This window comes from Methylobacterium sp. WL116, from assembly GCF_008039455.1.
Taxonomy (GTDB): Bacteria; Pseudomonadota; Alphaproteobacteria; order Rhizobiales; family Beijerinckiaceae; genus Methylobacterium.
In genome coordinates, this window is record NZ_VRUV01000111.1 from 1 (window position 1) to 10,733 (window position 10,733).

The 10,733-nt window shown below is 66.0% G+C and carries 8 protein-coding genes and 2 pseudogenes; 5 read left to right on the forward strand and 5 right to left on the reverse strand.

Features of this window, described 5'->3' with window-relative positions; all coding sequences use genetic code 11:
• From FV223_RS10945 to FV223_RS31260, 3 genes are all read right to left on the reverse strand, one after another.
• Nucleotides 1-1,490 (reverse strand): M48 family metallopeptidase (locus tag FV223_RS10945; protein WP_187276114.1); only part of this gene is annotated, 1,490 nt, incomplete at its 3' end.
• Between the two features lie 64 nt (nucleotides 1,491-1,554).
• Entirely contained in the window at nucleotides 1,555-2,844 is a 1,290-nt protein-coding gene (locus FV223_RS10950; protein ID WP_147727075.1) for a DUF3829 domain-containing protein, read from the reverse strand.
• A gap of 851 nt (nucleotides 2,845-3,695) precedes the next feature.
• On the reverse strand, nucleotides 3,696-4,019 hold the full coding sequence (locus tag FV223_RS31260) for a hypothetical protein (protein ID WP_147727076.1): 324 nt from the start codon (nucleotides 4,017-4,019) through the stop codon (nucleotides 3,696-3,698).
• Nucleotides 4,020-4,311: 292 nt separating this feature from the next.
• On the opposite strand from FV223_RS31260, the pseudogene FV223_RS31715 reads away from it, so the two are divergent.
• The 5 genes and pseudogenes from FV223_RS31715 to FV223_RS10980 all read left to right on the forward strand — a co-directional run.
• Nucleotides 4,312-4,440, forward strand: a pseudogene (locus tag FV223_RS31715) (transglutaminase family protein); the annotation flags it as partial.
• Nucleotides 4,441-4,470: 30 nt separating this feature from the next.
• Nucleotides 4,471-6,456, forward strand: a complete 1,986-nt coding sequence (locus tag FV223_RS10965) for a response regulator (protein ID WP_147727077.1) — start codon at nucleotides 4,471-4,473, stop codon at nucleotides 6,454-6,456.
• A 471-nt stretch (nucleotides 6,457-6,927) separates the two neighbouring features.
• A complete protein-coding gene (locus tag FV223_RS10970; protein WP_147727078.1) occupies nucleotides 6,928-7,155 on the forward strand; it encodes a hypothetical protein in 228 nt (75 codons plus the stop codon).
• A gap of 238 nt (nucleotides 7,156-7,393) precedes the next feature.
• Entirely contained in the window at nucleotides 7,394-8,365 is a 972-nt protein-coding gene (locus tag FV223_RS10975; RefSeq protein WP_147727079.1) for an AraC family transcriptional regulator, read from the forward strand.
• A gap of 183 nt (nucleotides 8,366-8,548) precedes the next feature.
• Nucleotides 8,549-9,652, forward strand: coding sequence for a catalase family protein (locus tag FV223_RS10980; RefSeq protein ID WP_147727080.1), 1,104 nt, complete (start codon nucleotides 8,549-8,551; stop codon nucleotides 9,650-9,652).
• Nucleotides 9,653-9,800: 148 nt separating this feature from the next.
• Here the strand turns inward: FV223_RS10980 and FV223_RS30290 are convergent, their stop codons facing one another.
• Complete coding sequence (locus tag FV223_RS30290) at nucleotides 9,801-9,962, reverse strand: hypothetical protein (RefSeq protein ID WP_187274667.1); 162 nt, start codon at nucleotides 9,960-9,962, stop codon at nucleotides 9,801-9,803.
• 137 nt (nucleotides 9,963-10,099) lie between these two features.
• Nucleotides 10,100-10,513, reverse strand: a pseudogene (locus FV223_RS10985) (DUF1236 domain-containing protein).
• Nucleotides 10,514-10,733 lie beyond the last annotated feature (220 nt).

The window sequence follows — 10,733 nt, forward strand, 5'->3', positions numbered from 1 at the left end:
GGCCAGGCGCGGTCCTCCGCGCCGAGCGGCCTGGCGGCGCGGCTCATAAGGTCGCCATCGAGAGGGACGCCGAGCGCCACGATGCGCTGCCGGTCCGGCGGGTGGGTGTCGGTCGGATGTTCCTGGCGTTCGTCGAGATGCGACGCCGGGTCCGGGAAGCCGGCGGCGGGGATCGCGTCGAGCACGCCCGCGACAAGGTCGGCCCTCGCCGCGTCCGGCGCGTTGAAGGCGGATCCGAGAGTCTCGCCCACCACCGGACCGAGGGCTCCGACGCGCAGTAGGGCTGAGGCGGCGGGCGGCGCGCCTGAGACGAGGGCGCCGCGCCGGTCAGCCTCGAACTCGCGCACCCGGCTCCAGTGTGCCACGGCCGCGTCGAACGTACCCAGACTGCGGTTGCCGACATATGCGGCAGGGCGGGTGAGGACGTCGCCGATCCCGGCACCGCCGAGCGCGGACAGCGCCCGGTGCAGGCCGGCGTAAATTGGGGTGAACCGTCGGCTGTAGGCGGTATCCTCGCCCGCGAAGTGCGCGAGTTCGTGTCCGATCACCGCGGAGAGCTCGCGCCCGTCGAGGACGCCGAGATAGGGGGCTGGCAGGTAGAGAGTACGCCCGGTCAGGGTCATCCCATTCGGCGCCAAGCGCACGGCGCCCTCAGTCACGAAGAAGCCGCCGGTCAGTCCGACGATCACAGCGTCGGGGACGAGCGCATCCTGGCGCGCGGCGAGCTCACGCACGAGGCGCCACAGCCCGGGGGCCTCGGCGGCGTCGAGGGCCCGGCCGTTCACATCAATGGGCTCGGGAGTGAACAGTGCGAACACGCCGCGCAGGCCGCGCACGGCACCGATCGCGGCCCAGACTGCCAAGCCGGCGATGACCAGTGCACCGAGCAGCAGCTTGGCCTCGCCGGCCGAGAACCGCTCGGTGAACCACAGGCCCCCGGCCTCGAATAGGGTTGCACAAAGCACGGCGAGACTGAGCCCGACGATCTGTAGGCCGAGCAGCACCGGAAGCGCCCGGCGCACCAAGCCGAAACCGGTGAGCAAGGCGTCGCGCGAGCGCCGTGCCCACAGACCTGCCGCCGTCGCACCCGCCAGCGCGAGGAGGCCGGCCAGCATCGCCAGCGCGGCACCAGCGATCGTTGCGTACGGGAACCATGCCCGGGCAATGGCGATAGGTCGATCGCGCTCCACCCCGGCTAGAGCTTCCCGCGCTTTGTCGACGGCTAATGCGGCGCCGTAGGCCGTGCGCGCGCCCTCGAACTGTACCGAGGCGTAGGGGTCCGTCGCCGCCAGAAGCCTCAATTGGACCAACGTAACTGGCAACTCGACGATCCGGCGAGTGTAGCTAGCGGCAGTCGCGTGCCCGCGCTCGACCTCCCAAGCCCCGAGACCTGCAAGCAGGGTCGGCACACCGACGACCCAGGCGAAAAGCAGGATGACGGGGGGAAGTCGACGGCCATCGCCTTGGCCTCTCCAAAACCGCATGATCATGTGCCCCGTCGGTGATCGGATGTCTCGGGAAGGCGGGCACAACCCATTTGGTGCGGGCAGGCTCTCAGCTTGGCCGGGCGCGGATCTCATATCGCTGGCAGGACTCAAGATCACGCACCGAGCGATTGTAGGTATCGTTGAACAGCCGCGCCGGCTGGCTCGGATCGCCTTTCGCCCTGATGTCCCGCGCCATGTCCCGGCCGTGGCCGATCACGCTCGCCACCGTATCGGCGTAGCCGGTGCACGAGGAGTTCGCCTTCGGGCTCATGCCGTCGAAGGTCGCTCCAAGCTGCCGATTGGCGTTGCCGACCTCGCCGAGCGCGGCCAGGAACGGGGCGACGTCCGCCCTCGGGCCAAGCGCCTCGAAACGCTGCACCGCCCGGCGCAGCGCGAGGCTGGTGGCGAGCAGCCGGCGTGCCGGCGCATCCTGCGGCATTGCTGCCGCGCGCCGCTCGTCCCGAACGAGTTCGCGCTCGAACAGCGCAGTGCCGTAGGCGTCCATCGCCTTAGCCGCCGCCTCGACCCTAATCACTAGGATCGGGTGCTGCTCGCGCGCGAACTTGTACCCGTCCTCCTTGAACTCCCGAGTGGTCTGGTAGCGGGTCAGCGCCTTCAGCGTGGGGTTGAGCTCACGCAAGCTCGCAAGCAACCAGGCGGCCGGCGGGTCGACTTCTGGGACGCCGCTGGGCAGGGCCGTCGCCTTCTCCAACTCGTCGATCACCCCGTCGAAGTCGACGATGCCGAAATGGTACCACGCGTTGGCGCCGAGCTTCGTGCCGAGCTTGAGCACCCGTTCGTTGTCCCGCCGATACTCGGCGAGCTGCCGCGCCAAGGGGTGGGAGCGTACGAGGTGGTTCTGGGCTTCAGTATAGGCATTGACCTTGGCCACCTCCTGCGCCTCTAGGCTTGGCGGAGATGGTGCGGGGCGCACCGGGGCCCGACCAGTCGACGTGGTTGTCGCTGTGGGCGGCGGGCTCTGCAGCAGAACCTGAGAGGCGGGGGGTAGAGCCGGGAACTCGCATTTGAAGGCGTCGACCATGCTCTGGCGCACGCTTTCGTGGGCTTGGGCACACTGATAGGCAACGATCGGACGGGAGGCTTCGTTGCGGGCGAGTGCCTCGCGGAAGCTCTCGCGCAGGGTGTTGATGCCCTGGCGGATGTTGGGACGGACGGCGTCAGGCACGCTTGGACTGGCCACGCATTGCGCGTAGGCTGCAAGGAACGCATCGCAGCTCTCGACGCTCACCGGAGTGATTGGAGTCACTGCCGCGGCCGGCATCCCCATCACGACGACGAGACATACTGCGATAAAGCAATAGCACTTCGATCCGCCGTTGGCGCTCACGCTCGGCATGCTTGTCTCCTGTCCCGGGTGCCACCCATCGTATCGTCCCGACCCGCCAACTCGTACACCCGTCGAAACGCAGCCGGGACGAGATCCTCGCGCCCGGCTCTGCGCACGTCGGCGAGATAGGTCCGGGCCTTCTCGATTGTGTCGAGGTTCGCGGGGTCGACGGCCATAGCGAGCATCCTGCGGAGCGCGCGGGCGGCACGTCCGGGCAACACCCTACATCGGACTCAGGCAGACACGCCGCCTTTAGCCCTCGTAGGACCGATCACTCCCCCTTAATGGTGGGCTAGTACCCCTGTCCCAAGGCCCGTCCCCGCCCCTGTTTCGGGAGGTTTGGGACAGCTTTTTGGGACAGCGCGAAGGCTTGGTTTTCGGGGCCAAAAAGCGGGCTCCCCTTCAAACCTCGAAGCGGGATTATGCGTGAAATCGTAGGAACATAGGGATTGAGCTACGAAGGGTTCTCCTAGTGCGTCTCCTGATGACCCCTCGAGTGAATCCCTCGGGGGTATTTCAAAAATCTCGGAAAAGCCCCTGTCTCGCGGTCGTGCTGGGAAAATCGGCGTTTGGGACACTCGATACGGGATTGATCGGAATGGTCAGTTCGGGGCTCTCCGCCGTGACCTCGTACGACCTGAACGGCCCCGGATCGTTGCGCAATTGATTGCAATGCGCTTGGATCAGGCTGCAGAACGCGCAGTGATCAGCGTCCTCAACCGTGTCCCCGACAAGCTCCGCTACAAGCCTCCAATCGTCGGGTATCGACGGCGCATCGCAGCACCGCCAACCCGTTCCCGTAAGGCTTGCGGCCGACGTGATCAGAGCTGGGCTCCGACCTGACCGCTTCTCCGGTCAGATCAATACCCGCCGTAGAACCGGCGCGGACCACCCTCGGGGTAACCGCGATCATAGCCGCCGTACCCACCACGGTATCCGTAGGCTGGTCGATCGCTATAGAAGCCTCGCGGGCCACCATAGCCTCCGCCGTAGCCGCGGTCGTTCGGCCGGCAACGACCCCACGGGTTGGGATGGAAGCCGGGGCCACAGCCGCCCGCCACATGCTCGATCACGACCCCGTACTCAGACGGACCATAGCCGAATGGAGCCGCGTTTACCCCTGTAGCGGTGGCGAAACCGGCCGCGAGCACTGTCGCCGCACCGAGCGCCTTGAAGCGTATCATCACCCGATCTCCCAGAGGTTCAGCCCAGATCCTCTGGGCCGGATGAAGCGAGGATGCGACCTTCTCCGTGAGCCGGATCTGAGCGGTTTGTTCATCGATCCGACGGTCGGACGATGGATCATCGTCGTTCGGGTTTCTGCGATCGTCCCTCAAGACGCTCTGGAGGCTGATGGGGAAGCTAGACCCGGCGCCTCCACATACCTGAAGCCCCCCGGCGAAGCGGCTCCGCAATTAATAGCGCCGGGCTCTCCCGCCATGGTCTGATAAGGTGTCAAACAGCGTTGAACCTTGACCTCGAATCGGCCGCATCGTCATGGCCTACGGTCGCGACGCGACCGACTGCGCGATTGCCATAGACTTTGGCCCTGCCCCGTTTGCGGGGTTCATGATCCACACCAACGAGATCCCTACGGGGGCGTGACAGCGCGCAGACGTACCAGGAGAAGGATCCATGCACAGATTCATGGCGGCCATCTCCGGCCACGGCATCGGGGCGGCCGCGCGCTACGGGGTGCCCGTTGCAGCAGTCGCGGCAGCGACACTAATGCGCTTCCTCGCACCGCTCGATGTTGCTCCGTTTCTGCTCTACCTGCCACTGGTCTTTCTCGTGACCCTTGCGCTCGGACGCGGACCGGGCGTCGTCGCCGTTGCGGTTTCGCTCGTGGCCGCCGCGTGGTTTTTCCGCAGGTCCGACGGCACCTTCACCTTGAGCCCTGGACAGATCGTTGCCCTCGCGCAGTACATCGTCGTCGGCGGCGCGATGGTTTGGGTCTGCGACGGCCTGCGCCGGACCATGGCGGAGCGCGAGGAGACGCTCGGTCGCCTCGATGCGGCCAACGTCGGCCTGAGAGTGAGCCAGGTCGCGCTGGAGGATGCCCGCCGCGACGCCGAGGCCGCTCGCGAGGGCGCCGAGGATGCCAACCGCGCCAAGAGCAGCTTCCTCGCCAACATGAGTCACGAGCTTCGAACCCCGCTTTCTGCGGTGATCGGCTACTCCGAAATGCTGGAAGAGGAGGCTGAGGAGCTCGGCCAAGAAAGCTTCCTGAAAGACCTCGGCAAGATCCGCACAAACGCCACGCACCTGCTCGGGTTGATCAACGACGTGCTCGATCTCTCGAAGGTCGAAGCGAACAAGATGGACACCTTCGCCGAGGACATCGACGTCGAGACGTTCGTCCGCGACGCGGCGGGAACCGTCGATGCCCTGGTCGGGAAGAAAGGAAATCGCCTCATCCTCGACCTCGGCGATGGGCTTGGTTCAGCGTGGACGGACGCAACCAAGCTGCGGCAATGCCTCTTCAACCTGCTTTCGAACGCCGCCAAGTTCACCGAGGGCGGGACCATCACCCTGCGAGCGCGGCGGGAGTCCACCCTGGGTGGCGACCGTCTGTTCCTCTCGGTCGAGGATAGTGGCATCGGCATGAGCGCGGATCAGGTCGAGCGTTTGTTCCAGCGCTTCGTCCAAGCCGACGGCAGCACCACGCGCAAGTACGGAGGTACCGGCCTGGGCTTGGCCCTCACCAAGGCGTTCGCGCAGCTACTCGGCGGCGACGTCTCGGTGACGAGCGAGATTGATCGCGGAACCTGTTTCACCCTCACCGTACCAGCTTCCCTCCCCGAGGCGGCGGCCGCAGACATTCCGAATGAGGCCGCTCTCGGAAGCGCCCCCGGCATCGGTGGACGCGGGCTCGTCCTGGTCATCGACGACGAAGCGAGCCAGCGCGACCTCATGGGCCGCTTCCTGACCCGGCAGGGGTTCTCGGTGCGTACCGCCGCCGACGGTCGAACCGGGCTCGACCTAGCGCAGGTCCTGGCGCCGCGGGTGATCTTGCTCGACGTGATGATGCCCGAGGTCGACGGCTGGACGGTATTGGCCTCCCTGAAGGACAACCCGGCCACCCGGGACATCCCGGTCGTCATGGTGAGCTTCGTCGCTGATGCGGCGCTCAGCGCCTCCCTCGGTGCGGCGGACGCAATCCCCAAGCCGGTGGACTGGGCACGGCTCAGAACGGTACTCGACCGGCTCGGGAAAGGCGCCGGCGACGTACTGGTCGTCGACGACGATGCGGACATGCGTGAACGGCTGCGGATCGTCCTCGAACGCAATGGCTGGGCGGTACGGGAGGCTGGCAACGGTGCCGAGGCCTTGGAACGGGTGCTTGAAGCGCGGCCGGGCATCGTACTACTGGACCTGACCATGCCGGTCATGGACGGCTTCACTTTCTTGCGCGAGTTACGCGCCATCCCGTCATGCACCGAGGTGCCGGTGGTGGTGCTGAGCGCACGAGACGTATCCGCCGCCGAACGCGACCGTCTCGCCGGGGCGGACAAGGTACTGCGCAAGGGCGACACCAGCCTTCAGGACCTAGCCTCCGAAGTCGGCAAGCTCGGTAGGCTCGGCGATGTCGAGGAGACCGCGGCGGCGCCCTCGGCGTGACCCGTTCGGACGAGAACGGCGACGGGTTTTCACCGATCAGGCTGCAATGCATTTCTGACGGCTGGTTCGACACTTTGGTGAGGTGGTGACGGGATTTCCTGTGAACGTCTCGGTTCGTACCCCGCCCTTCCCGGCGCGCTTCGCCACATACATGAGGCGGTCAGTGTCACGGATCATCGGAGCGATAAAAAGATGAGGCACCACAGGCCGATCGTTAGAATCTCCAGATACGCGACGCGCAATTAATAGCGCAGTGTCATCTACTCCGGCTCTTTCATTGATCCGACGGTCGGACGATGAACCGTCATCGTTCGGGTTTCTGCGATCGTGCCCGTAGGCGTTCTAGAAATAGATGGAGAAGCCAGACCTGGCGCCTCCGCGTGCATGTCACCCCAAGGCGAAGCAGCTTCGCAATCAATAGCACGAGGCTCTGCCGCCATCGTCCGATAAGGCTTTCGATCAAGCATCATCTTGCTCCGCGTGACGACGCGTACCAACTCGAGCCCGATCGCCCTCGTGTCATTGCTCGACTCGACGGCGGTTACGGCCTCCACCGCCGCGATCCAGCTGAAGGGCGAGGATCTGATCACCGCTGGCGGCGGGGGCCATGCGCTCGAATATGTGGCGAACCGCATCCACACCGCAGCACAGATCCTGGATGCGGCGGTAGGCTTGACGGTCTGGGCATGTGCAACGTGATCCCTAATCACGCCCGTAGCGTCGAACGCGACAGATGCCAAGCCACGAAATGTCGACAACAGAAGGACGTCTAATCACCCCGAACCGAGGTTGCCAGGCATCCGTCGAATGGCCGCTCGGGAAGCGTTGATGGCTGTTGGTACGGCTGGATTGGGTCGAAAGCAGCGTATCAGCTTCGCTACCCCAACCACTCGAAATCGTTGGAGCTTTTGCCGGCCGTGACACATAGTCCGCAACCATGGGAGCCGATCTTCTCGACCGCCTTCTCGTCACGCTTGCGGTGCGGCTGCGCTCGTTCTCCGTCTGCACCATTCAGAGCGGATGGCGCCTAGGCTTTAGCCCGTTCGAGGCGATCACCGTCCACTACGTGCTACGCGGGACCGGGAGCCTCCGGGTTGGGCAGGGACCGTGGCGATCCTTTGCGCCACACACCATCATCGTCGTGCCGGCTCGGCATTCGCACAGCCTCGGCGCCGCCGAGGATTGCGTCGGTGAGGTCCGCGCCGAGGATCACTGCGCGCTCCATGGTGACGGCCTGATCGCCTTCACAGCCGGCGACGGCAGCCCCGATGCGCTCTTCGTGTGCGGCCAGATCGCCGACACTCACACCGGTGCGATGGGGCTGTTCGAGCTGTTCCAGGCCCCGATGGTTGAGACCTTCCCTACCGATCCGGTGCTGCGTTACGCCTTCGATCTCATGCTCGCCGAGGTTCAAACCCCCAATCTCGCGACACAGGCGATGACGGAGGTGCTGATGAAGCAGTGCCTCATCATCCTCCTGCGTCGGCAGCTGACGGCGAGCGACTTCACGCCCCCGATCCTGGCAGCCTTGCAGAACCCAAAGCTCGCCCGCGCCGTCCTGGTGGTGCTCGAACAGCCGGGCGCGCACTACTCCGTCGAGGGTTTGGCGGCCCTCGCGGGCATGGGCCGGACCAGCTTCGCCGAAGCGTTCGCCGCGGCCTTCGGGCAGGGTCCGATGGAGTTCGTCCAGCGGGTCCGCTTGCGGATCGCCTCCCGTCTCCTCAGCGGCACCGACCTGCCGGTGAAGGTCATCGCCGCCACCGTCGGCTACGCCAGCCGAAGCGCGTTCAGCAAGGCGTTCGAGATCGAGTTCGGGACGGCGCCGAGTCAATTCCGTCTGATTGGCGGAATGGATGAAGGCGAGCCGGAGCGCATCGAGGATGAGCATCCGAACACCGAGTTGACCTGATCCCGTCATGACGCTGATTAACCCCGTCTCGGTGCTCCATCGTTCGGATCGCGTCCGCTGGCGTTCGACCGGGCCGAGCCTTCGGAACCGTGAAGGTCGGATGGCCTTGGCCATGTTCAGTGGGTGAGGACAGAAGGTGACCGGTCCCCGGTTGTGCCATCGCTCCCGCCCCGAGGAACGATCATGGTCGACGCGAGTGACTTCTACCTTCGCTACAGCCCCGACGTCGAAACCGTCGCCGACGACGAGGCGGAGACGGCGCAGGGCCTTATGGAGACGATGCGCTCGGTCAGCGAGAAGACCCTGGCAGACGGCGGCCACGCGATCCGCAGCGTCCACGCCAAGAGCCACGGGTTCCTTGAGGGCGAGCTTGAGGTGGCCCCGGGGCTTCCACCCATGCTGGCTCAGGGCCTGTTTTCCAAGGCGGCGACCTATCCCGTGATCATGCGCCTCTCGACCCTCCCGGGCGACATCCTCGACGACAGCGTCTCGACGCCCCGCGGCCTCGCCGTGAAGATCATCGGCGTCGAGGGCGAACGGCTGGAAGGTTCCGAAGGGGACGTCACCCAGGACCTCGTGCTGGTCAACGGACCGGCCTTCGGTGCGCCCACGCCGAAGGCGTTCCTCGCCACCTTGAAGCTGCTTGCGGCCACGACCGACAAGGCGGAGGGCTTCAAGAAGGTCGTCTCTGGCGCGATGCGCGGCGTGCAGGAGCTCATCGTCTCGACCACCGGCGGGCCCAACGCCACCGTCGCGACGATGGGCGGCCAGCCCGAGACCCACATCCTCGGCGAGACCTTCTACAGCCAAGTGCCCGTTCGCTTCGGCGACTACGTCGCCAAGCTGTGCGTGGCGCCGGTCGCGCCCGAACTGACGGCCTTGACCGACAAGCCCCTGGCGGAGGACGGAGGCCCGAACGCCATCCGGGAGGCCGTGGTCGAATTCTTCCGGGCGAATGGCGGTCTCTGGGAGGTCAGGGCGCAGCTCTGCACCGGCCTCGACGATATGCCGGTCGAGAACGCCGCCACGGTCTGGCCGGAGGGCAAGAGCCTGTACCAGACCGTGGCACGGATCCGGGTGAGGCCGCAGACGGCTTGGAGCGAGGCCCGGTCGAGCGCGGTCGACGATGGCCTGTCGTTCAGCCCGTGGCACGGGCTCGCGGCGCATCGACCCCTCGGCGGCATCATGCGCTCGCGCAAGCAGGCCTACGAGATGGGCAAGCGCTTCCGCGCCGAGCGGAACCGTCATGCCATCGCGGAACCGCGTGAGGCGATCAATCTGCCGTAGAGTCCAAGAAGACGTAACGGCCTTGGTGCTTCGTAAGGAAGCGGGTAGCTAAACGTCCGCTTCCGGGTATCTCGTCGAGGGGCCCGAACGACTGGGTCGGGTCGCTTGCAGAACGTCCGCTTCAGGGCGAATGGTCAAAGTCCGTCCATTACGAGGCGCGCATCTGCAACCCGCGCTTCAACCCGTTGGGAGCCCGTTCCCGCCCCGCCTCGTTGAGCCCTTCTACCATGTGGTCGAACTCGGCGTCCGCGAGGTCGAGAAGGTGCGCAGCTTCCAACCGGATCACGAGTTCGACCGCGAGAAGGTGCATTGGCGTCTCCGGCGAGGCTTGGCATCGTGGCTGCAGCATCAAGCGGCTGTAGCTTGTGTCGTCGGCGCGAAGCGGCTCTGCAATTAATAGCGCAAGCCTCTTCCGCCATGATGCCTCCTTCCACGTGGACGTCAGACCTAGTCGACGACCTCGACGACGCGCCGCGTACGCGGGTTGACGAGCACGGGGTGGTCGTTGACGATGGTGTAGTTGAGGCTCGGGATAGCGAACTCGGAGGGCACGTCCTAGAAGACGACGCCGTCCTCGGGCAGGACGGTCCCGACCTGGAGTGGGCCTCCATAAACAAAGGAAGGCCACCGTTCGCCGAGGGCATAGATACGGAACCGCGCACGGCGGTTGACCCCGAGAATGCCGTTCGCGATGCCGACCGCCGCGCCGATGGCGCCACCAACGACCGCACCGAGGGGGCCAGCCTCCATCTCGCCACGGGCCGCGCCCTCGCGGGCTCCGCGTTTGAGCCCCTGGGCCTCGACGAGCCCGATCGAGGCCAGCGATAGTGCCACAGCCGTCACTCCGACCTTCAGTGCCATTCGAGGTTTTCCATGGTGTCGAGGGGTGACCGGCTTCGTCGGCGCGTAGCCGCGCGCGGCGATCAACGTCCGCCGGTCACGGCCCGCATAGGTGCGGTAGCGAGGTCGGCGGTCGAGCCTACGGTATCCCGGAAGCCCGAGCCGACGTTGGACAGGTGCTCGCCGTAGGTCTCGCGGGTCTGCGGATCGACGATGGCCACGGGGGCGGCCACGGCCAGCG

Bases quoted from the DNA above. Each gene is read 5' to 3' on its own strand.
- FV223_RS10975 (WP_147727079.1), top strand. From the start codon at position 7,394: ATGGGAGCCGATCTTCTCGACCGCCTTCTCGTCACGCTTGCGGTGCGG.
- FV223_RS10950 (WP_147727075.1), bottom strand. From the start codon at position 2,844: ATGCCGAGCGTGAGCGCCAACGGCGGATCGAAGTGCTATTGCTTTATC.
- FV223_RS30290 (WP_187274667.1), bottom strand. From the start codon at position 9,962: ATGCACCTTCTCGCGGTCGAACTCGTGATCCGGTTGGAAGCTGCGCAC.
- FV223_RS10965 (WP_147727077.1), top strand. From the start codon at position 4,471: ATGCACAGATTCATGGCGGCCATCTCCGGCCACGGCATCGGGGCGGCC.
- FV223_RS10980 (WP_147727080.1), top strand. From the start codon at position 8,549: ATGGTCGACGCGAGTGACTTCTACCTTCGCTACAGCCCCGACGTCGAA.
- FV223_RS31260 (WP_147727076.1), bottom strand. From the start codon at position 4,019: ATGATACGCTTCAAGGCGCTCGGTGCGGCGACAGTGCTCGCGGCCGGT.